Origin of the sequence: Acinetobacter legionensis (genome assembly GCF_048552295.1) — a bacterium.
Taxonomy (GTDB): domain Bacteria; phylum Pseudomonadota; class Gammaproteobacteria; order Pseudomonadales; family Moraxellaceae; genus Acinetobacter.
The window spans coordinates 1-22,436 of record NZ_JBIMCW010000046.1 but is presented as its reverse complement, the minus strand read 5'-3'; the positions used below and the strand labels follow the sequence as shown (position 1 = coordinate 22,436).

General features: G+C 36.3%; 24 protein-coding genes and 1 pseudogene. 14 read left to right on the top strand and 11 right to left on the bottom strand.

Going from position 1 to position 22,436, the window contains the following annotated elements; translation table 11 throughout:
- Window positions 1–22: 22 nt before the first annotated feature.
- The 3 genes from ACG916_RS20855 (at window position 23) to ACG916_RS20845 (ending at window position 2,460) form a co-directional block, all read left to right on the top strand.
- Window positions 23–544 carry a plasmid replication DNA-binding protein gene (locus ACG916_RS20855; RefSeq protein ID WP_026441245.1) on the top strand — a complete coding sequence of 174 codons (522 nt, stop codon included), beginning with the start codon at window positions 23–25 and terminating at the stop codon, window positions 542–544.
- 333 nt (window positions 545–877) lie between these two features.
- Window positions 878–1,705: a hypothetical protein gene (locus ACG916_RS20850; protein WP_000386629.1), complete on the top strand. Its 828-nt coding sequence runs from the start codon at window positions 878–880 to the stop codon at window positions 1,703–1,705.
- Window positions 1,702–2,460, top strand: coding sequence for a hypothetical protein (locus ACG916_RS20845; protein WP_000773978.1), 759 nt, complete (start codon window positions 1,702–1,704; stop codon window positions 2,458–2,460). Before ACG916_RS20850 ends, ACG916_RS20845 begins: the two co-directional genes overlap by 4 nt.
- Before the next feature lie 124 nt (window positions 2,461–2,584).
- Here ACG916_RS20845 and ACG916_RS20840 read toward each other — a convergent pair whose 3' ends face one another.
- Window positions 2,585–2,680 carry a YHYH domain-containing protein gene (locus ACG916_RS20840; protein ID WP_419340086.1) on the bottom strand — a complete coding sequence of 32 codons (96 nt, stop codon included), beginning with the start codon at window positions 2,678–2,680 and terminating at the stop codon, window positions 2,585–2,587.
- A 66-nt stretch (window positions 2,681–2,746) separates the two neighbouring features.
- A complete protein-coding gene (locus ACG916_RS20835) occupies window positions 2,747–3,013 on the bottom strand; it encodes a mobilization protein (protein WP_419330746.1) in 267 nt (88 codons plus the stop codon).
- A 209-nt stretch (window positions 3,014–3,222) separates the two neighbouring features.
- Here ACG916_RS20835 and mobQ point away from each other — a divergent pair, with 209 nt between their 5' ends.
- The 3 genes from mobQ (at window position 3,223) to ACG916_RS20820 (ending at window position 6,726) form a co-directional block, all read left to right on the top strand.
- Window positions 3,223–4,659 (top strand): MobQ family relaxase, encoded by a 1,437-nt coding sequence (gene mobQ, locus ACG916_RS20830; protein WP_419330748.1) that lies wholly within the window; start codon window positions 3,223–3,225, stop codon window positions 4,657–4,659.
- Between the two features lie 534 nt (window positions 4,660–5,193).
- On the top strand, window positions 5,194–6,123 hold the full coding sequence (gene repM / locus ACG916_RS20825; RefSeq protein ID WP_000131200.1) for a replication initiation protein RepM: 930 nt from the start codon (window positions 5,194–5,196) through the stop codon (window positions 6,121–6,123).
- A 78-nt stretch (window positions 6,124–6,201) separates the two neighbouring features.
- A complete protein-coding gene (locus ACG916_RS20820) occupies window positions 6,202–6,726 on the top strand; it encodes a plasmid replication DNA-binding protein (RefSeq protein WP_000839336.1) in 525 nt (174 codons plus the stop codon).
- A gap of 265 nt (window positions 6,727–6,991) precedes the next feature.
- Here ACG916_RS20820 and yddG read toward each other — a convergent pair whose 3' ends face one another.
- The 4 genes from yddG to ACG916_RS20800 form a co-directional block, all read right to left on the bottom strand.
- Entirely contained in the window at window positions 6,992–7,897 is a 906-nt protein-coding gene (gene yddG, locus ACG916_RS20815; protein ID WP_005130397.1) for an aromatic amino acid DMT transporter YddG, read from the bottom strand.
- Between the two features lie 12 nt (window positions 7,898–7,909).
- A complete protein-coding gene (locus tag ACG916_RS20810; RefSeq protein WP_005130395.1) occupies window positions 7,910–9,202 on the bottom strand; it encodes an MFS transporter in 1,293 nt (430 codons plus the stop codon).
- A 54-nt stretch (window positions 9,203–9,256) separates the two neighbouring features.
- On the bottom strand, window positions 9,257–10,495 hold the full coding sequence (locus ACG916_RS20805; RefSeq protein ID WP_120371440.1) for a M24 family metallopeptidase: 1,239 nt from the start codon (window positions 10,493–10,495) through the stop codon (window positions 9,257–9,259).
- A 115-nt stretch (window positions 10,496–10,610) separates the two neighbouring features.
- Window positions 10,611–11,570, bottom strand: a complete 960-nt coding sequence (locus ACG916_RS20800) for a GlxA family transcriptional regulator (RefSeq protein WP_005130393.1) — start codon at window positions 11,568–11,570, stop codon at window positions 10,611–10,613.
- Window positions 11,571–11,964: 394 nt separating this feature from the next.
- Between ACG916_RS20800 and ACG916_RS20795 the strand changes: the two genes are divergently transcribed.
- From ACG916_RS20795 to ACG916_RS20775, 5 genes are all read left to right on the top strand, one after another.
- A complete protein-coding gene (locus tag ACG916_RS20795; protein WP_005020911.1) occupies window positions 11,965–12,285 on the top strand; it encodes a hypothetical protein in 321 nt (106 codons plus the stop codon).
- The gene (locus tag ACG916_RS20790; RefSeq protein WP_005020909.1) at window positions 12,269–12,574 is read left to right on the top strand and encodes a helix-turn-helix domain-containing protein; all 306 of its coding nucleotides are present in this window, start codon (window positions 12,269–12,271) and stop codon (window positions 12,572–12,574) included. Before ACG916_RS20795 ends, ACG916_RS20790 begins: the two co-directional genes overlap by 17 nt.
- Window positions 12,575–12,689: 115 nt before the next feature.
- The gene (locus tag ACG916_RS20785) at window positions 12,690–13,067 is read left to right on the top strand and encodes a hypothetical protein (RefSeq protein WP_111034835.1); all 378 of its coding nucleotides are present in this window, start codon (window positions 12,690–12,692) and stop codon (window positions 13,065–13,067) included.
- A 619-nt stretch (window positions 13,068–13,686) separates the two neighbouring features.
- Window positions 13,687–15,117: an Eco57I restriction-modification methylase domain-containing protein gene (locus tag ACG916_RS20780; RefSeq protein WP_242741750.1), complete on the top strand. Its 1,431-nt coding sequence runs from the start codon at window positions 13,687–13,689 to the stop codon at window positions 15,115–15,117.
- Window positions 15,114–16,058, top strand: a complete 945-nt coding sequence (locus ACG916_RS20775) for a BsuBI/PstI family type II restriction endonuclease (protein WP_109091657.1) — start codon at window positions 15,114–15,116, stop codon at window positions 16,056–16,058. Before ACG916_RS20780 ends, ACG916_RS20775 begins: the two co-directional genes overlap by 4 nt.
- Window positions 16,059–16,138: 80 nt before the next feature.
- Here ACG916_RS20775 and ACG916_RS20770 read toward each other — a convergent pair whose 3' ends face one another.
- From ACG916_RS20770 to ACG916_RS20750, 5 genes are all read right to left on the bottom strand, one after another.
- Window positions 16,139–16,345 (bottom strand): hypothetical protein, encoded by a 207-nt coding sequence (locus ACG916_RS20770; protein WP_109091658.1) that lies wholly within the window; start codon window positions 16,343–16,345, stop codon window positions 16,139–16,141.
- 4 nt (window positions 16,346–16,349) lie between these two features.
- A complete protein-coding gene (locus ACG916_RS20765) occupies window positions 16,350–18,134 on the bottom strand; it encodes a DEAD/DEAH box helicase (RefSeq protein WP_109091659.1) in 1,785 nt (594 codons plus the stop codon).
- A 129-nt stretch (window positions 18,135–18,263) separates the two neighbouring features.
- The gene (locus ACG916_RS20760) at window positions 18,264–18,485 is read right to left on the bottom strand and encodes a hypothetical protein (protein ID WP_087548429.1); all 222 of its coding nucleotides are present in this window, start codon (window positions 18,483–18,485) and stop codon (window positions 18,264–18,266) included.
- Window positions 18,482–18,838 carry a hypothetical protein gene (locus ACG916_RS20755; protein WP_347017566.1) on the bottom strand — a complete coding sequence of 119 codons (357 nt, stop codon included), beginning with the start codon at window positions 18,836–18,838 and terminating at the stop codon, window positions 18,482–18,484. Before ACG916_RS20755 ends, ACG916_RS20760 begins: the two co-directional genes overlap by 4 nt.
- A 39-nt stretch (window positions 18,839–18,877) precedes the next feature.
- Entirely contained in the window at window positions 18,878–19,768 is an 891-nt protein-coding gene (locus ACG916_RS20750; RefSeq protein WP_419342173.1) for a MobA/MobL family protein, read from the bottom strand.
- 211 nt (window positions 19,769–19,979) lie between these two features.
- Between ACG916_RS20750 and ACG916_RS20745 the strand changes: the two genes are divergently transcribed.
- From ACG916_RS20745 to ACG916_RS20735, 3 genes and pseudogenes are all read left to right on the top strand, one after another.
- Complete coding sequence (locus ACG916_RS20745; RefSeq protein ID WP_347017562.1) at window positions 19,980–20,702, top strand: hypothetical protein; 723 nt, start codon at window positions 19,980–19,982, stop codon at window positions 20,700–20,702.
- A gap of 679 nt (window positions 20,703–21,381) precedes the next feature.
- Window positions 21,382–22,290, top strand: a complete 909-nt coding sequence (gene repM, locus ACG916_RS20740; RefSeq protein ID WP_026441244.1) for a replication initiation protein RepM — start codon at window positions 21,382–21,384, stop codon at window positions 22,288–22,290.
- Between the two features lie 71 nt (window positions 22,291–22,361).
- Window positions 22,362–22,436, top strand: a pseudogene (locus tag ACG916_RS20735) (plasmid replication DNA-binding protein); the annotation flags it as partial.

Below are 22,436 nucleotides of genomic sequence, written 5' to 3'. Positions count from 1 at the left end.
AGATTAGGCATAGTTTTACACAATGAAAAGTCTTTCTGTTGTTGAGTTATCTAAGCTATATAGCATAAATAGACAAACTATTTACAACCATATAAATAAAGGAATATTAAGCAAAAATTCAGATAATAAAATTGATTTATCTGAAGCAATCCGTGTGTTCGGTGAACCATCTAAAAAACAAAGTGTAAAAGAACCTGTAAAAGTAGACAGTCAAAATTCGACAGAAAATTTACTGCTTAGACAACAAATAGACATGTTAAAAAATCAACTTGAAGATGCTAAAGAACGTGAATCTTTTTATCAGAATCAAATTGAGACGATGCAACGTCTACTAGAAGCCCCAAAAGCTAATATGACTACGTTTATCGATCAAAAACGTGAGCAGAATATAGCAACAGATCCTCAGAAAGAACCTGAGCTGAAAGCTGATGAATTGACTACTCCAGTTGAAACTGAAAATAAGCGCATTCCTGTGCCTGAACACATTGAACCAGAGCCTGAGAAAAGAGGGTTTTGGAGTCGTTTTTTTAGACCCTATGATTAATCAAGATTGTTTAATTTGAATGAATAAAATCACGGAACAATGAGCAAAGAATAGGCGTGGAACGTGAAAGATCAAGAAAAAGCCGTTCCAGTGCGCTGAACCCTAGAACGGCTTACTTTAAGATATTGATGGGAAAAGGAAAAGTTCAAGTATTTCGCATAAGGTGTATTATGTTAATTTTAGAAGAACTATAAAGTGTCTACAAAATCAGTAGCTATTCAGTTATAAAGCCTCGATATATCGAGACTTTATAACTTTGAGTTTATATTAACTACTATACTTCATATAACAAATAGTTTTAAATGCTAAGCTATTATTTTAATGGGGGAAATTATGGATTACTCTCTAGATTTAGATCTACTAATTAACACACCTGATAAAGTTCATGAAGTAGATATGAAAACTGGTCTAAGTACCATGCAAGGGATATCTGATGCAGTTAGAACCATTGCAGAAACAGTTGTTACTAAAGATATTCCTGAGAAAAAGAGTCCTAAAAATAAAATAAGAACCAGTATGAAAAATACTATTTTTGGCTCCTATGGTTTAGTATTTAGCTTAGATGCATATGCTGATGCAAAAGAATCTTTTCATCTTATTGGTAAATCTGTAATAGTTGAATTAATTGAATATTATCTTGCAGAAGCACTAGATACTGATTCTAAAAAATTGAGTCTTAAGGCTGAAAAAATTAGAGATGAATTGGGGAATTCTTCAATCGAACTAATTTCAATACTTAGAGGGCAAATGTTGAAAGATGCTCATAAAGTAACTCAACATTTTGGTTACAGTACCAATCTTAGATATAGAATTAAAAAAGATAAAATTCAAACATTACAAACCTTTGATGAAAATACTTATGCCTCATTAGTCCCTAAAGAAAATAAGCAAATACAAACTCTAGAAGTAGCCATCACAAGATTTAATAGATTCACAGGTAATGGACGTTTACAAGTAAAAGGTAATGAAGATACACAAGCCTTCGGATTTCTAGGATATAAAACAGTTGAAAATTATTTGAGAAAAAAAGTTGCTTCAAACTTATCAAATAATACTGGTTTAGGAGATAATCAAGAAATGGAATTCCTGAAAATCGAATGTTATTCCTATGAAAGACGAGATGGTAAGGTTATGAAATATATGATTAAAAAGGTATTATGAAACTTAATCAGGCTAAATATATAGCTTTAATTATCATTACTGTTGTTCCTATTATCTACTTCATTAGATTTGGCTTAATACTTAAGCTGCCTCTGTCTGTTGAACAAGAAGTATGGGGACAACTAGGTGATTTTCTAGGTGGTGTAATAAATCCACTACTTAGTTTTATTACTATTTTATTGTTATTAGAATCATTGAAATATCAAAATGATGCTAATCAGTCTCTATCCAATCAAATCTTACATAGTGAAAAAAATGAAAAGATAAAGCTCTTTGAAAATCTTTTCTTTCATTTAATCAGTACCCAGAGAGATTTATATAATAGATTTAAAATCAAAGTTATTTTGGATAATAATGAATTTACTGAACTATATACTGCAGAGGCTGTTGATAAACTAGAAACTGTATTCAGTGATGAAATAGATCAGGGGAAAAACCTCACTGAACTTACAGAACTTTATGAAGAAATAGACAATGCCTATGGAATATTTGATCTAGTTAGAAGCTTTAGTATTACTGTTTCTTTAGTAAAAGAACATTTAACTGAGGAAAATGGATTTTCAGAGCAAGATAGAGCTTTTTATTATGAAAAGCTGATCAATCTCACAGAGTTCTCACATATAAGATTATTGGCTACAGCCTTACAATTTGAAAAGAGTCATATTATTCAAAAATTGAATGATAGTGAGTTTAGAGATGTATGTACTAAAATCGTCCCTACATTCTTTAATGTTTACGATTTATCTGAAAATTAAAAATTCTTGCATGAAATGAATAGCCACCGCTTTCGTAGACAATTTTTAGTTAAATTGGATATTTAACATAAAATCTCATCTACGAAATTCAGAAAAAGCCCATATCAGGGCTTTTTACCCCCGATTAATGACAGTGATATCCTTCTGTTTGTGAGTTATGACATCCTTGAGAATTTGTTCTTCCACTCGATGCAAATACTTGAGCTGTCACTAGCGTCATTAATAATACAACCGCAATTTTTTTCATTATTTGAACTCTAATTTAGACTAGAAATCAAACTATAACTTATAAACTAAATAGCTTTCTATCCCGTTCATCTGTTAAATACTTGTCCATCTGCGCAATCAATTTCGCACGTGCCTGTTCATCATCTTCGGTGATTTTTAGCATGCAAGATCCGATTAAAATCTTACGTCTTGTATCATCTTTACGAGCCTGTTCTTTCTCTTTAGCACGTTCTCTTGCCAGTGCTGCCTGTCTTTGAGCCTTGAACTGTTTCAGCTTCTCTTCCTGGGCTTTAATTTTTCTGTCTAGTGTTTCAGTAACGCTCATTCATTCAATACCATCATCCTAGGAAACCATCCCTAACATAAGCGCACTTGAATCTGCATTCAAGGTGCTATATGTATAGTAATGTTTTCCTCGAAGAGCGCACTTATGCAAACTTCGTTTGCAAGTCCGATTGGGGGAACCCCAATACCCCAACAACCGTATCCACGGTTGTATTTCACTACGTGAAAATTTAAAAGCGAAAAATAGGCATGGCGATTTACCACTTTTCAGTCAAAACCGTAGCACGATCAGCAGGGCGTTCCGCCACTGCTGCAATCGCCTATCGGGCTGGTGAAAAGATCTATTGTGAACGTGAAGGCCGAGAACATGACTACAGCCGAAAAACTGGTGTGGAATATAAAGAAATTTATTTACCCGAAGGCGCACCAGAACATTTAAAAAACCGGGAAAGACTCTGGAACGAAGTGGAACAACGAGAAACCCGAAAAAACTCGACAGTCGCCCGGGAATTTGAAATTGCCTTTCCAAGTGAGTTGAACCAGGAACAACGTCTGGCCATGCTCGAAGAATTATGTGCCAGCATCGTGGACAGACATCAGGTGGCCGTCGATGCCTGTATCCATGCACCGCATACCGGATCCGGCAGTGATGAACGCAATTATCACGCCCATATCCTGATGAGCACACGTAAGCTCACGCCTGAAGGTTTTACAGAGAAAACCCGAGAACTCGATCAGAAACATAGTGGAGAAATCGAGCACTGGCGCGAACACTTTGCCGATATCTGCAATATGCACCTGGATCTGGCCGGATACACCGCCCGAGTCGACCACCGCAGCTACAAAGACCAAGAGAATGGCCTGGAAGCGACCCTGCACGAAGGACCGAAAGTCACCGAACTACGTCGAAAAGGGATTGAGACCGAAATCAGCCGCAGCAATGATCAAATCAAACAGAGAAATCAGGCTCAGCTGCAATACGGCAAAAATATGGATCTGCTGATTGCTGAAAATGAGATCAAACTCAGCACACTGAAGACTGAACAGCAGATCCAAATCAAAAATAGCGCTAAAACGCCACCAATTGACGAAAAAGCCCTATTTGAGGAAAAACAGAGGGAAACCCTTGGCAAAGTGCTAAATCGCGAAATCAGCGCAAAAGACGCGAATCTAGACCTAGAATTTATGCAGGATGTTTTTAAAAAGGCCGAAAACACCTTCGGCAAGATGCAAAAACATGAAAACGAGTTCAATCAGCAGCTCGCCCAGGACATCGTGAAGAGCCGACTCAAGCAAAGTTATGACAAATTGCAAAGCCTGGTCGATCAACACAACGAATTAACCCAGAACAAACCCTTACTGTTTGGAAAAAAAGCCTGGGAAGCCCAACGTGACGAGATTTATCAGGAACACAAAAAGCTAAAAGGTCAGCATGAACACCAGAAAAAACATGGTGTGAAGGATTTATTGGAAAATGAAAAGTTCAAAGAACATGCCTGGAAGCAGTATCAACAACAACATCCGGCCAAAGCCAAGCAATACCAGACTCTATACTCAACCTATCAAGTTATTAAGAAATGTGTGAATGAGATCAAAGCAGAACAACAAATGAAACTCAGACAAGAACAACAGCTCAAAGCACAGCAACATGCGCCTAAAATGAAATCTCGTGGCATGAGTCGATAAACAGAGCGAGTGTCTACGAGCGAACTGAGAAAATTTGCCCTTTCCTTTCCCTGATTACAAGCTCCCTATCCATCAATCACCTGCATATCAGAGCATCCCGAATGGGTGCGAACTTTCCAAGTTTGATTCCTAAACCGAGCGTAGCGAGAAAAAAAAGCTTATGAGCGAAGCGAATTCCGAGTTGCTTTTGCTTTTCTAAAAGTCACGAAAATATTAACCAAAAATTGCCCCGACGAATCGAGCGAAAGCGAGATTCAATAGAGTTTGAGCGAAGCGAAAACCAAGGGCAATTTTTCATGAAATATGCTTTTAATTATTTTTAAAGTTTTTAAATGTTTTTAACTCGGTTGAATCCTTTTATTTATAAGGCTTTCAAGCTTTATATAGCAACGTTTCCTCGGTTATATAGCAACGTTTCCTCGGTTATATAGCAACGTTTCCTCGGTTATATAGCAACGTTTCCTCGGTATTTGACAACAAATATTTATTATGTTGTTATAGCAACACAATAAAATTGTTGCTAAATAGAATGACATGACAGACTTAGTCGTAAAATCTAATAAACTTGTACAAGCTTTACAGACACTTACTTTAAGCGAAACCCGTTTACTTCAGCTCGCAATTGTAGACGCTCGTGAGACTGGACAAGGATTATCAACAGATGAACCTTTAGAATTAAATGCTCTTAGATATGCTAAAGCATTTAACGTTTCTCCAGATGCAGCTTATTTAGCATTAATTGAAGCAGAAGATTCTCTTTTTAAAAGACAATTTACGATTACCAATGAAGATGGAACTTTAACAAAAAGTCGCTGGATTCAAGATGCTAATTATCGGAAAGGTGAAGGAAGAATTTTAGTTACCTTAACTCGTGTGGTAATTGAACATGTCACTAAAATAGATGGGTTTGAACAGTATTTTACTAGTTATCATTTGAAAAAAACTGCTGACTTCAAAAGCGTTTATGCAGTACGTCTTTATGAACTCTTAATGCAATGGAAGTCTGTAGGGAAAACGCCTGTTTATGAATTAAATAAATTTCGTAGCCAACTTGGTATAGGTGTTAACGAATACACTCGAATGGAAGCATTTAAGAGACGTGTTTTAGATATTGCAGTAGATCAAATCAACGAATTTTCAGATATAACTGTTAAATACGAACAGCATAAAAAAGGTCGTTCAATCTCAGGATTTTCTTTTAGCTTTAAGCCAAAGAAAGCAACTATTCGATCTATAGAAACTAATAGAGATCCTAATACAACTGATCTGTTCTCAAGAATGACAGATAAGCAACGCCACTTATTCGCTACTAAACTTTCCGAACTACCAGAAATGGGTAAGTATTCTCAGGGTACAGAAAGCTATCCACAATTCGCTATACGTATTGCTGAAATGCTTCAAGATAGTGAAAAATTCCAAGAATTATTCCCTTATCTTCAAAAAGTTGGCTATCAAGCTGCCTAAAATTTATACTTGATCATTTGTCTATTAGGCAGTCTAATAGACAACAACTTTTGACAGAGTTAGGCATAGATTTACAGCATGAAAAGCCTTACAGTTCTTGAGCTTTCTAAGCTTTACAATATCAATAGACAAACGATTTACAACAACATAAAGAAAGGAATTTTAAGTAAAAATTCTGATAATAAAATTGATCTGGCTGAAGCTATCCGTGTTTTTGGCGAACCTTCAAAAAAACTAGATGTAAAAGAGTCTGTAAAAATAGACAGTCCAAATTCGGCAGAAGTTTTACTACTTAGGCAACAGATAGACATGCTGAAAAATCAGCTTGATGATGCAAAAGAGCGTGAATCCTTTTATCAAAATCAAATTGAGACGATGCAACGTCTACTGGAAGCACCCAAACCAAAGATCCAAGACCCTAGTGAACTCGAACTCCCTCAATCAGCTCCCATTGTAGAAATGAAGGAAGAGGTAATAGTCGTTCCACCTAAAGATGACGGATTGACTACTCCAGAGAACAAACGTATCCCTGTCCCAGAACACATTGAGCCTGAACCTAAAAAGAGAGGCTTCCTGAGCCGTTTTTTCCTTCCTTATGGTTAGCCAGGACTCCAATTTTTTGATGAGCCAATTTCAGTGCAAGCACATGAAATAATGACTCATCAAAAAACCGGATGAGGTTTATTAAAACTGAATAAAACCGTGGAACATTGCTTATTTATTAAGCGTGGAACATGAAAAATCATAAAAAAAGCCCGAACAGGGATGTTCGGGCTATCAACTAGGAACTACAGCGTTGAATTTTCAAGAGAATTATAACGCATTTCGTATAAGGTGTATTATGTTAATTTTAAAGCCTCTAAATAATTTATTGCTTTCGAGTCGCTAACCAACACAAGACTGCTCCTGTTGTCACCATTGCAACACCTTGCCAAAAGATGAAAGATAAGGAAGTGCTTAGAAGTAATGCAGCAAACAAAGCAGATAACACGGGAGTAAAGTAAGAAGCGCCAGCCATTAATGTCATGTTCCCTGAAATAATTCCAATATTCCAAGCACCATATCCCAAACCTAAAGCACCAGCCGCCATAATCAGAGTGACTGTATTGTCATAAGTAAAATTAAGAGCTGACCCACTCATGAGAAGGTATTTTATCCATAGTACAGCTGCAACTAGGGCAAAAAATATAGTGACTAGATTTTTACCCTGAGACGTTTTTACTGTCACAGAACAATATGTAGCCCATAAAATAGCAGCAGCAAAAGCTAAACCATAACTAAGAGGATTAGCCTTCAAATTGGTCCATATCTGGAAGAGATCAAATCCAGTATCTCCCCCTAGCACCCAACAAATTCCAACCAAGGCTAATATGCAACCGGGAATAATTAAAATATTGGCCTTAATGTTGTTAAAAATAATTGCAAATAGTAGAGTAAATGTTGGCCATAGATAATTAATCATGCCAACTTCGATTGCTTGTCTACTGTTTTGTGCATAGCCAATAGAAAGAGCAAAACATAATTCATAAGCAACAAATAAAAGGCTTCCCCAACATAAATAGGATTTTGGGATTGTAGAAAACTTAGGCATGCCAATCGTGAAAAGTAAAATCACGGATGCGACACTGTAAATTAGAGCAGCACCGGCTACAGCTCCAAAACTCTCACTGACACTACGAATTAAGCCTACATTTGTACTCCAAAATATGACAGCTGTAAGACCAATTAAAGTCGATATATTTCTATTGAGTGCAGGTAAAGCGTTTAAAAGCATAACCAATTCCTTTTAAGCTTTAGCATTGATTAAACGATGTGATTTCCTTTGTAATAAAGCCATACTTGCAAAAATTGCAACTACAATTAATAAGACACTAGGTGCTAAGGTATTACCTGTTTGTTGAATTAACCAGGTTGCAACAAAAGGAACTGTTCCACCTAACAATGCATTAGCAGTATTAAAACTAAAGGCAAAACCGGTATAGCGCACTTGTATAGGGAATTGTTCTGTTAAATATGCAGGTAAACTACCATCGTTCATTGCTAACAATGTGCAGAACACGAGCTGGATTATCACCATTTCAACAAAACTGGCGGTTGAAAGTAAGTAGAACAAGGGTACAGTCAGTGCGATAAAGCTTAGACTTGCCCAAAGCAACATTTTCTTACGTCCAATTCGGTCTGAATATTTGCCCATTGCAAAAACCACAGCAATATAAAATAGCAATGAAATTGACCCCGAGATAAAGGCTTGCGTTTTATTTACACCTAACTCTGTAGCTAAATAATTTGGCATGTAACTAAAAATAAGATAGAACGCAGTGGCATTTAAAGATGCAACAGCAAATGCTTTAAAAAGTGCTGGTCGATACTGGGTAAATAAGGCTTTGATTGGAAAATTTTCTTTCTTGCCATTTTTTTGATGTTCTAAAAACTCTGGGGTATCTTCTAACTTGACACGAATGTAGTATCCAATTAAGCCTAATGGTGCTGCCAATAAAAATGGAATTCTCCAGCCATATTCGTGTAAAAATGCCTCTGACATAAAAGCGAACATTGCTGCTGCCATTAAAGAGCCGAGTAGTAAACCCGTTGCAGTACTTGCAGGAACTAAACTGGTATAAAGTCCTCTTTTTTCCTTAGGCGCGTATTCTGCGAGAAAGTTTGCTGCTCCAGCATATTCACCTGAAGCTGAGAAGCCCTGGATCATCCGAAATATTAATAGCATAATCGGTGCAAAAATACCGATACTTTGATAACTTGGTAACAGTGCAATACATACCGTAGCCAGTGTCATTAAGATAATCGACCACGATAAAGCATTTTTTCGACCAAATTTATCGCCCACATGCCCCCAAAAAATACCGCCTAATGGACGCAAAATAAATGAAATTGCAAAGATAGCATAGGCAGCCATTAATGCCGTTAAAGGGTCACTTTGCGGGAAAAAAACAACTGCAATGACTGTTGCCAAAAAACCATATGCTGCATAATCAAACCATTCTACAAAATTGCCAATAAAGCTTGCACTTGCGACACGTCTTAAGGTGTTTTTTTGTTCTACCTGCTTGTCTTTTTTCATTTTTCTCCCCTCGAATCAAATAGGCACTTCTAAAAGAAGTGCCTATGCAATTTATTATTTGATGATGTTATGTTCTGGACCATATGGGAATTTAGTAATATTTTCATTGCCTGATTCTGTCACCACCAAGATGTCATGTTCACGGTAACCACCAGCACCAGCCATACCTTGTGGAATCATGACCATAGGTTCCATGGAAATCACCATGCCAGGTTCAATCACCGTATCAATATCTTCACGTAATTCTAAGCCTGCTTCACGACCGTAATAATGCGATAACACGCCAAAAGAGTGTCCATAACCAAAGGTACGGTATTGTAATAAGCCTTCTTCATAGAAAATTTCATTTAATTCTTTCGCAATATCACTGCAACGTGCACCTGGACGAATCAATTTTAAGCCTGCTTCATGCACCTTAACATTGGCTTCCCAAATACGTAGTGAAGCATCATCGCAATGATCAAAAAATTGTGTCCGTTCTAAAGCTGTGTAATAGCCTGCAATCATCGAGAAGCAATTTAAACTTAAGATGTCACCTTTTTGCACTTGGCGTGTTGTGACAGGATTATGTGCGCCATCGGTATTAATTCCTGACTGGAACCAAGTCCATGTATCCATTAATTCAGAGTTTGGAAAACGTTTGGCAATTTCACGTACCATCGCTTGGGTAGAAGCTAAAGCCACTTCATGCTCTGGTACCCCTTCACGAATCGCTGCAGTCACTGCGAAACCACCAATATCACACACAGCAGCCCCTTGGGTGATATGTGCAATTTCTTCAGCAGATTTAATCATGCGTAGTTTCATACATGGGGCACTAATATCGATAAACTCTACATTTGGCAAAACAGCTTTTAACTTATTTAAACGCTCTAAAGGCAAATGATCAAACTCAATTCCTACACGACCTTTATTCGGAATTTCTTGTGTAACCGCTTTAAAATAGTTATCACGCTGCCAATCGGTATAAACAACGTTATAGTCACCAACCGTACGACGCCAAGGTTGACCAGCATCAATATTTGCTGAAATTGTCACCACTTTTTCTGGGCTAACCACCAGACCGTAGAAGCGACCAAATGAACAATAAATAAAGTCCGCATAATAGTTAATGTTATGTATTGAACTAAATAGAACATGATCAATTTCTAGCTCTTCCATTAGTTGGCGTAGCTTGCTTTGTCTATTTTGATACTCAGATAATGAAAATGTTGCAGAAACTTTTTCACCATTTTCAATGGTTAATAATGATGGTAGCTCTGAAACAGCCAAATTATTTACTAAAGTATTCATATATGTGCCTAGATCAATGTGATGTAACCAATCACCTAAGCTTATGCAGAATATGAGTAGGTATTTTTGCCAAAAACGTCAGAAAGTTGTCAAAAACCGACAAGATTAAAAAATACTAATTAGCAAAATCTAGAACATTACGTTCAAATTTGGGTGAATAGTTAAAAAAAGCTTTATATGCTTTAGTAAAACTAGATCCGTTACAAAAACCGCATGCCAAAGCAATATTTGAAATGCTTAAAGTAGACTGTTTAAGTAGATTCTGTGCATAGGTGAGTCTTAGTTTTAAATAATATTCTTTCGGAGCCAATTGCAGATTCATTTTAAACAAGCGCTCTAAGGTACGCGGTTGAATTTTTACATGCTGTGCAATTTCAGCAATGGTTAAAGGCTCATTAATATTATTTTCCATTAAGCGCAATACATCTTGAATTGGAAAATCAAGTTTTTTCCTATGTTCAGAAATGGGTTGATGTTGAATTTCATTGCTCTCACGTACTTGATGAACAATAAATTGCTCACAGATTCTCTTAGCAATATTTGGATAATGTATTTCAACAAGTTCCAAGCCTAAATCAATCGCTGCAAGCCCACCAGAACAGGTAAAACGATTCTTATCAATGGTAAAAATATGCGGGGTAAATTGTACTAATGGAAATTCTTCTTGTGCAGCTAAGGTATTTTCCCAATGAAGACTAGCACGAAAGCCATTTAGCAGATCTGCTTTTGCCAATACATAAGCACCTGTACATAAACCACCTAAAGCAATTTTTTGTTGATCAAGCCGATATAAAAAATTCTTTAAGTATGGGGTCATATTCTTATACAGTTGAAAACCACCACAAATAAAAACGATATCCATATTCAGTAAATGTGGCAAAACACAGGTATGTTGTATTTGCAGACCATTGCTTGCGCAACTGTGATGACCATCTAAACCCGTCACGTTCCATTGGTATAAATTATCTTGTGTGACATAGTTAGCCATACGTAATACTTCAAGCATGTTTGAAAAGGCAATCATGGAAAAGTTATCGAGCAATAGAAAACCAATACGCTTAGAGTTTTGCAACATAAAATTAATATACTTTACTTTTTTTCATATTTTTATTAAGCAATTTTAGGACCACAATTTTGATTTTTCAGATTTAAATAATTTTAAAGTGTAAGGTAATACCTTAGATACTACAGAAAATCCTGGAAGCCAAACGCACCAAAAAATATTGGTTCAGAATATAATTTTTAATTAACAAACCTATTTGAAACAGAATATTAGTTGATATCTTATTTGTTACAGATTCAACAGACAATCTCTTATCAGAAATTTAAAAAACTGCACTATCCCACCAATTTATTATTACCCATTTAACATAATGGCTGTTATACGAAATTTTAGAAAAAACATTGATAAAGTACTACTATGTAGTACAATAAAATTACTACATAGTAGTAGATAGTATGGAAGCTTGATGTATACAATATGCGAAACATCTTTGTTCAGTAAGTTTTATTCAGACTATTGGACAGAAAAAGAATACAACGAGTTTAAAATTTTTCTTGCTTCCAATCCTGAAGTTGGTGATGTAGAACCTAACTCAGGAGGAATACGTAAAGTTCGTTGGGGATCTGGTAAGACAGGTAAAAGCGGTGGAGTCAGAGTAATCTATTACAACCGTCTAGCTAATGGACAAATATGGTTACTTACCATTTATGGGAAATCTGCTGTTGATCAACTCGATAAAAAAGTACTACGTGCTTTAGTGGAGAAGTTAAATGAATCGCTCAAATGATATTGTAAGCCGTGATGCTGAACGAGATATTGGTGCTGAATTACTTATGGCAGTAGATGAAATGCTTGCCAATGCTCCAGTAAAAACTTATACCATTACTCAGACTGATGTCGCTTTAGCTCGCCAAAAATCAGAGTTAAGCCAACGTGAATTTGCCGAAACTTTAGGTGTATCTGTGCGTACTTTGGAAAGTTGGGAACAAGGTGTACGTAAACCATCTAAAGCAGCACAATCCTTAATTAAGCTGTTTATCAAAGATCCTTCTTTTGTTAGAGAAGCTCTTAGCTAATTAAAAAATATAGTAAAAATGGGAGCTAAAGGCTCCCATTTTTGAATTCGCATAACGTGTATTATGTTAATTTTAGGAAAACTAAAAAATCAAAGAAGCTATAGGAAGTTAGGTTATGTACTTTAAATTAATCTGTGCATTTATTAGCATATTTTTTATTAATATTTCAGTTCATGCCGAAATGATTATGAAATATGAAAATGAAGGATTTATTGATAAATCTTGGTTTGAAAATGAAAAACAAATTATTGAAAGAAGTGCATCTTTAACTTCTCCTAGTGGAAAGTTATATACGACAAGACAAAGATTTATAGTGATTGATCATAATACTATTGAATATATTCCTGATAGTTCATCACTAGACACTTTAAAATACATACAAGAAATTTGTGGAAAAGACGGTTTGAAACCTGCACCTGAGCCGATAGAAGGTTTAGGTTATCAAAGACTAGGCATGAGATCTGCTTTTGGTATGTCCTGTGTATCTAATTAGCACCCCATTTAACATAATGGCGCTTATGCGAAATCATCTTTTAAAAGTTTTTTAATATCAAATATTTAACTATTTTACATAACCCAAAAAAACACCAAAAAGCCGACTTAGACACATGTCGGCTGCTTTTTAAGCAACTTTGTCATATTCTGCCAATAAAATCGGTTAAAAAATGCTCAAAATTTCGGTTTTTCCTGATTTCTAAAGGCTCTCTTTTCTGAAATTATCCCCATTTCCTGCGGACAATTCTTGGGATAATTTGAGGATATCTGCATGTACGTTCTGGCGTACAGGCATTCAAGAAAATCACCAATAGGCAGATACCACCAGATTGCATATCATGGCTTCATTGAGAACAGGATGTTCCAGATAAAAATAACAAGATCAGCGACAGGACGCGAGGGATGACAGGAGTTGACCCTAGTACCAAATACGAAAAACCCCGACAGGATGTCGGGGTTTTTTATTGCCCAGATATTTATAAATCAGGTTTATAAAAAATTGATTGAATGACGGATTGTATAGCACTTAAAACTAGATCAAACAGCTATCAAAAATAAGCATCTTTTTCCGTTTATACTTACGATACTTTTGTTTCACTAGGTCAGCAATACGAACCATGAATCTTATGACTGTCGAACACATAAGAAAGACTACGAATGCTAAGCTAAATCCCAAGAAAAAATCTGAACTTGGGCAATTCATGACGCCTAGTGTTATTGCTGAATATATGGCAAGCCTATTCGACGATCACAAAAAAGGGATAAAACTTCTAGATTGTGGAGCAGGCATAGGATCATTGACCATTTCTGCTGCAAAAAAACTTAAAAATATTAAGTTAGTAGATCTCTGGGAAATTGATCCCATCATGCGAGAACAATTAGAAGTTAACATGCATGCTATAGATATTAACTTTTCTATCTATGCTCAGGACTTCATTTTAGGGGCTGTTGAAAATATATCTTCTGACAAAGGAGAGCGATACACTCATGCAATTATTAACCCTCCATATAAAAAAATTAATAGCAATTCAGAACATCGGAAAGAGTTGAGAAAGGTTGGAATTGAAACCGTTAATCTTTATTCAGCATTTGTTGCACTAACAATTCAACTCATGGAACAAGATGGGCAAATTGTAGCGATTATTCCAAGATCATTTTGCAATGGTCCTTATTACAAGCCATTCAGAGAATTAATTTTGAAGGAGTGTTCTATCGAACACATTCATATATTTGAAAGTAGAGACATGGCTTTTAAAGATGATGATGTTTTACAAGAAAATATCATCATTAAACTGATTAAAGGTAAACAGCAATCAGACGTTCAAATTTCTCAATCTAATGACCAGACCTTCCGTGACTACCAAAGCAAAACCGTCCCTTTTGTTGAAGTTATTAAACCTAATGATCCAGAACTATTTATCCGCATTGCTACGAACGGGCAGCCTCAAGAAGAAAATAATACGTTTTTTGCCGTTTCATTAAATGAACTGGGAATATCTGTAAGTACAGGACCAATTGTGTCTCACAGAATGAAAGAGTTCTTGGAGCAATCGCCTCAAGATGGAGCTGTTCCATTATTTTACCCACATCATTTCGTAGATAAGCAACTTCAATATCCAAAAGAGCATAAGAAGCCAAATGCTATTAGGGTTACATCAGATTCACAGAAATGGCTGCTACCGAATAATGGCTTTTATGTGATTGTCAGACGATTCAGCTCTAAAGAAGAAAAACGACGAATTGTTGCTAATGTCATAGATCCCAATATGATTGATACAAAATGGATCGGGTTTGATAACTGTTGGAATGTATTTCATTTAAAAAAACAAGGCTTTGACTATGAAACAGCAATGGGGTTAGCTTGTTTTCTGAATAGCAGCTTACTGGATAGCTATTTCCGTATTTTCTCAGGTCATACTCAAGTAAATGCGACGGATCTCAGAAACATGAAATATCCATCCCTTCAAAATTTGAAGCTTTTAGGCAAAAAATACGACATTAAAATGAATCAAAAGCAGATTGATAACCTTCTCGGGGAGATTAAGTGAATAATCAAGATACAAAGCTGCAGCAAGCATACGATATCCTTGTCCAATTAGGCATGCCGCGCCAACAACTTAATGAACGTACTGCTCTCTGTCTACTCTGTTTACTTGATATGACACCTGAAAAATTATGGAATCAAGCAAGTAACCCTTTAGTAGGTATTACACCTATTATGAGCTGGTCACGAGAGCACTATCAAAGAGAATACGCTCCAAATACACGAGAGACATTCCGTAGACAATCGATGCACCAGTTTATAGAAGCAGGAATTTGTCTTTATAACCCTGATAAGCCTGACAGGCCCGTTAATAGCCCCAAAGCTGTATACCAAATTGAATCTAATTTGCTTCAAGTTCTTCGAACTTATGGAACAGAGCAATATGCAATCATGCTACAAAATTACCTGCAGCAAAGACAAACTCTTACTCAAATGTATGCACGAGAGCGTGACATGCATATGATTCCATTAGAATTAACAGATGGCCAGACTATTCTACTTTCAGCAGGTGACCATTCTCAGCTCATCAAGGATATTGTCACCGATTTTGGTGCTCGATATGTTCCTGGAGGAACATTAGTTTATGCAGGTGATACAGGTAATAAACATGGATTCTTTGATGTTGATCTACTAGCATCTTTAGGTGTGCAACTAGACAACCACGGGAAATTACCAGATGTTGTTATCTACAATTCTGAGAAAAATTGGCTATTTTTAATTGAAGCTGTCACCAGTCATGGACCCGTAGACCATAAAAGATATGGGGAATTAAATATATTATTCCAAAATTGTACAGCAGGATTGGTTTTTGTTTCAGCCTTTCCTGATACAAAAACGTATGTGAAATATAGTGGTGTCATCGCATGGGAAACAGAAGTTTGGATGGCTGATAATCCATCTCACATGATCCACTTCAACGGCTCAAGATTTATGGGACCTTATTAAAAAATGGGAGCCTATTGCTCCCATTTTTTAATAATGGTCTGTTATATTAATTTTTAAAAATATAAAAGATGCATAGAGTTTTATATATCATCTATTAAGCCATTAATTTTTAATAAACCACTTTTCAAGATGGTTTCAGCACATTGCATACAATAATGGCTTTCACTACGACCTTCTTTAATCTTAAGACGTCTATCACCTTTTGCAATAATATGCTTTACATTTCTTTTGCACTTATGAGATTGAAGGGCGATATCCCAAGTAACATTTTTTACAATACTTTTCATATCATCATTTTTTCTCTTCTAAAATAATATGTTCTGCAATCTGCTCAATTGAACTTATAGCTAATTCTATCTGCTCAATAGTCATTTCATTTCTCATATTTTTTTCAATACCAATTAGCGCATTAATTTTTTGATCTAATTTTGACTTTAAGAAAACAAAATTACTTACTAGATAGCTTTTATCTAAGTTTTTTGCTTCAGCATTCAAACCTAAAGTAGACAATATGTATCCTACTTTATTTTTGATCAGAGCATCTAATAGCGTTCTTTTTGCTTGTCTTTGTTGAACTTTAGTAGGCTTAATATTTTGAAGAATTTCCTCATCTGGATTATAACTCTCGGGAATTACCCCTTTAGCTTTCAAAAGCTCTAATGCTTTAATTGATTCATCATCTAAAAGATATGATGTTTTAATCTTCACATTCGTTTGAGCAATAACATTTATTTCTTCTTTTTCAATGTTGATATATGAACCATCATTATTACCCTCACCATTTGTGACTGGAATATATTCTGTAGGTAAAAGTGATTCAAAATACTGCTGATCTGCTGCACTAAATTCCTTGAAATCATTCCATCTTGGGATGATATTCCCACCCGCATGATAAACAATAACACCATGATTTAAAATGCTATTTGGATTATTCTGTTCAATAACTCGCATCACTCGTCCAATAAACTGAACAAATGGAGATAAGTTCCCAAATATACTAAAGACTGCTGCAACAGAGAGATAGGGATGGTCAAATCCTTCACCTAATTTTCTAACTTGAACAATTACATCAAGTTCATGACTCTCAAGTTTTTTATAAACTTTTGCATTATGTTTAGTGTCTTCTAGGGAATGAACAAAATCTGCCTTCAATCCCTTTGCTTTATAAGCTGCAACTATTTGCTTGCAATGAGTATAGTTAAGAGCTGATGCAATAATTTTTAATTTATTACAGTCTGTTTCTTTCCTCATTTTATAAAGCTGATGGATTGATGCATCTACAATCGTATTTAAAGTTTCTGTTGAGGTAATAATTGATTTTCTAAATTTCGAATCTTCTTCACCCAGTTTAATAACTTCTTCTAGAGGAACTTCCTGTTCTTTTCCATCATCTCTAACAAATTTTAGATTTTCGGGATTTAGCTGAACAGCCTTCAATGACTTTACGTAACCTGCTTTTATAGCTTCTTGAACAGAATATGAATAAATTATATCTCCTGCCATTTTACGCCCATCTGCACGTAAAGGTGTGGCACTAAAATTTACAATATTTGCTTGAGGAAAGTGATCTTTCAAATTCTGCCATGTTTCCGCAACATTATGATGTGCTTCATCAAATATGATCAAATCAAAGAAATCAGACTCTAAATTGTTAAGCCATCTATTATCATCACCTTGAAGTTGCTGAATATTAGTTACAACCACATCTGCTTCAATTAGATCTGCTTTGTTAACAGTTTTCCCTCTAATTTCAGCAGGTTCAGGAAAGTCATCAATTAACACTTCACATTTTTTATAAAATGTATCTGGTCTAGAATACGTAAAATCTTTATAGAGCTGCTCTGCAATAGCTAAATTCGGGGCTATAACCAAAGCCCTTTTTGCCTTTAACGCAAATGGAGTTAGACCAATGGCTCCTGATTTACCGCATCCAACAGGAAGTACAATACCAACTTCTCTTTCAAATGAAGGTTTGCTGAAATGCGATAAAATATTTTTATAAGATTCTATTTGCGGTTCTCTGATTTTACTATTTTGTAAAATATTAGGTGTTAATAATGAAAATTGATTAGCCATGCTTCCCTCTACTAAATTTTTTATCTGAATTAAGTGAGGGTTTTTGTATAAATTTAAAGTAAATTACTAAAAAAACAATATTTTTCTAAATTTATATTTTTTATTTAACATAAAATCTCTTATACGAAGCTATGAATCCTTATCCTGTAAGGCATTCATAGCTCGCCACTTCATCATTAACACCTCATCTTCCTCCTCAAAGGTCGACTCACCTGAAGCAATCCGCTCAATCATCGCATCGACATACACTTGACTGGCATCAATCACATGCTGCTCAAACTCATGCTCCACGATCCCTTGCGTTGCCTTAAAAGCAGCTCGAATTCGATCTGCATCGACTGGATTTTTCATACTTGGTCACGCTGCTCTGATTGATAACTTGGATGATCTTTGAGATAGGCAATAAAACTGTCTAAACGTTTGCTATCCAGTCGTGATTCATCAGGATGATCCACATGCTGCGATAGGTTCTGACCTAAAAAAAACTGCTCAAACTGAGCCTTAAAATACTCAGGAATATCAGACACCAAAACATAGCTATCATCTGATTTCAGTTGATGCCGTGGGATCTGAATCAACTCAAGTAAATGTTTCTTCCACAGTAGACTAGCCCGAAGCTGATCATTCACTGGATGATGGGGATCATGTGCAGCAGCACGTTGATCGTCAAATAAACCCTCAAGAATTTGTTTTCCAGTCTTCATACGACCTCCAAAAGCTTTATTTAAAACCTCACAATATTCCTAGAACCATGATGGCGTATAACTATCATCACGATCCAAGTCTTGATTTTTACGCTGCTCTAAGGCTTGGTTATACTCCTTTTGATAGATCTGGAGCTTGTTAAATTGCCGAATCTGTTGAATGGTGTGCTTCTGTGCCTCAACTTCAAGCTGAATAATTGGATCAGCACTTTTCAACTTCCATCGGTAGATCTGTGGAACATCCTGCAATTGCGTTCCATACTTCTGGTTAAATTCCTGATTAGACAGATGACTCACTCGATTTGGAACAACAATCTCCATACCCTCCAGAATCACGGTTTTCATCGGTGCATGCATTTCCAAAGCCTGATTAATCAGCTGCTCAGTTTTTTCTCGAAAGGCTTTCACCTGATCACGGCCATAGCCCAACGCATCAGCCGTCAACTTCTGTGCGCCACCCTTAGTGGGATTCTTTGGACGATACTGCTTAAAAAACTGCTCTGGTGGTCGTTCAATCCCATCGGCCAGACTCCGTTCAGAATACATCAGATGCAAATGCGGTTGATCTTCACCTGTCAGCTCACTCGGATGATTATGCACCGCTGCGGTATAAGGGAACTGATACTGATCGGCAAATTCCTGAATAAAGGCCTCGACCAATTCTTTACGTTGCTGCTTCGACAACTCTTTCGGCAAGGCCACGGTCAAGGTTGAACTGGTTCGACCTCGAGCAATCTCATAACGATCCGCACTATGCCAAAAGCTTGCAGGCGCATCGACAGCCCATGCAGGCATATTTCCAGAACGCACAAACTCCAATTCCTCATCGGCCTTTTGCTCGGCAAAATGCGCGGTTCGAGTCAGATAATGGAAGGTATTCTTGGAACTAGAATCCTTCTTCACATTGTGCCGAATATTCATGTAAAACATGCCGAATTCACCTGAGATCCAATTCGCAAAGGAGGCTCTCCGCAGGAGCGAGGAGGAGTGTCTTTTTTTGACAATAATCGCTTTAGCGGTTGTTGTCAAAAAAAGACACGGAAACGAGATAAACTATTTTTTATGCATAGCAGAAAAAATAGTTTAAACGCCCACAACATGACGCTAACATGGAGTCAATTCACGGCAAAATGAGATCCAAATGGCAGGACGCAAAGCGTTAGTTCTCACAGCAAAAGAAATCAACGAACTCGGCACGCACATCCTCAATCTACCGTTCAAACGCCGAGTTGAAGAACGTTGCTTGCACATGCTCAAAAACAAAAAAAGTCTTCAGGATCTCAGTGAGCAAGACCGACAACTGATCCAAAAATGTCGCTATGAACGCAATGCCTACAACAAACGCATGCTTCAGCTGCAACTGATCCAACAGACAGAACCTGCCAAACAGACCGCTCTGGAACAAAACATCCTCAAGCTCCATCAAAAACATGACATCGATGCCTACTTTGCCATGCACGATGCACTGGATGAGATCCTCAAAACGCAACGCCACCAGACCGCAGCGAAAAACCTGAATCAGAAAATAGAAAAAGCCCTGAATCCAGAACAACAAAAGGAAAAACAAAACCAGAAACAACAGAAAAAACGAGAAGACCAGATCAAATACTTTATCGGTTCACTCTATCTAGGTATTTTTGAACGAGCAAAGTTTCAAATAACCCACTCCAATCAGGACTTGGACAACCTGAAAACCTTATTTCGTATGGCCTTGATCGGTAAAACTATGCAACAAACTAACAAGGATCTACAGACAGTCACCCAAGAAATTGCCAACTCAAGCCAATACCAAGAAATTGAACGATTTATACAAGAAGCCAAACAAGATCCAAGAAACCCATTCAACAAAACACCAGAGCAATAAACAAATATCACGTTTAAACGCTGTATTTTCGCCATAGTACGATCATTTCAAACTGAACTAGAGATCAGGTACCCAAAAAACAAAAAAGTGCCTCTAAACGCAAATAGAAGCAAATGATATAGCATCTATAAGCGATAAGAAGGCCTCAACCAAGCGAGTGTCTACGAGCGACATCCACAAAATTCGCGCCTCGGCCCTCTGAAAAACCGCTTTTTTAGGTTAACAAACCTAAAAAAGTGAAGTTTAGATGTAGAAATTTGATTCTAGACCGAGCGAAGCGAGCATAAAGCTCTATGAGCGAAGCGAATTCCGAGTTGCCTTTGCTTTTTCTCAAATTCACAACGAAAAGAGCCAAAAAATTGCCCCCAGAATCGAGCGAAAGCGAGATTCAATAGAGTTTGAGCGTAGCGAAAACCAAGGGCAATTTTGACCAGACTAGGCTTTTAATTATTTTTAATACTTTTTAATGCTTTTAGACAGGCTGAAAGCCTTTAATAGCAAATGTTTCAAAGCCTATAAAACTAGGTTTATCGACCCATAAAACTAGGTTTATCGACCCATAAAACTAGGTTTATCGACCCATAAAACTAGGTTTATCGACCTAATTAATAGGTCGTTTTACAACCTAGTTAAAATAGTTTATGGTATGACCTAGTTAAATTTGATTTATATTAAAAAAATGGCCGAGTTAGTTGTAAAAGATAATGCTCTGATTCAAGCAAGTTATACATTAGATACTGTTGAGCAACGTCTTATTCTTTTGGCAATAGCTGAAGCAAGAGAAACGGGACAAGGCATCACGGAAAATAGCTTGTTGGAAGTTCACGCTAGTAGCTACATAAATACTTTTAATGTTGAAAAACATACTGCATATACCGTTCTTAGGGATGCCTCTAGAAGCTTATTTGATCGCTATGTTACTTATCACGATATAAATCCAAAAACAGGTAAAGACAGAAGTTTCCACTGTAGATGGGTGGATAAAATTGGTTATGAACATCAATCAGGAGTTGTATTCTTACGTTTCACTCAAGATATTGTCCCTCTAATTACTAGATTAGAAGAAAATTTTACTAAATATGAAATACAACAAGTTTCCAAATTAACAAGTACATACGCCATTCGCTTATATGAGCTACTAATCCAATGGCGATCTAGTGGTCAAACACCAGTTTTTAATCTATCAACATTCAGACAACAACTAGGCGTTGAGGCTACTCAATACAAGACTATGAGTAATTTTAAAACCTATGTCCTAGATTTTGCCTTGAAACAAGTTAATGAACTAACAGATATAACGGCTAACTATCAACAACATAAAACTGGCAGAACAATTTCTGGTTTCTCTTTCACATTCAAACAAAAACAGGAACGTAAAAAAGTTAAGCCTAAAAAAGCTAGCCTAACGGAGAAACAATTAGATTTATTTGCAAATAAGTTGGCTTATGACTCTGCTTTTTCTAGCCAATTTAGTGAGGCTGGTGAAAGCTATGAAAACTTTGCCAAAAGGATTAAACAACTGTTAAAAGACCCTGTAAATTTAGACAAATATTCAGATTATTTAGACAATTTAGATTTAAAAGTTTAGGCTATAAAGGCTGTCTAATAGACAGCCTATTAGACATATTATTTTTACAAGATTAGGCATAGTTTTACACAATGAAAAGTCTTTCTGTTGTTGAGTTATCTAAGCTATATAGCATAAATAGACAAACTATTTACAACCATATAAAT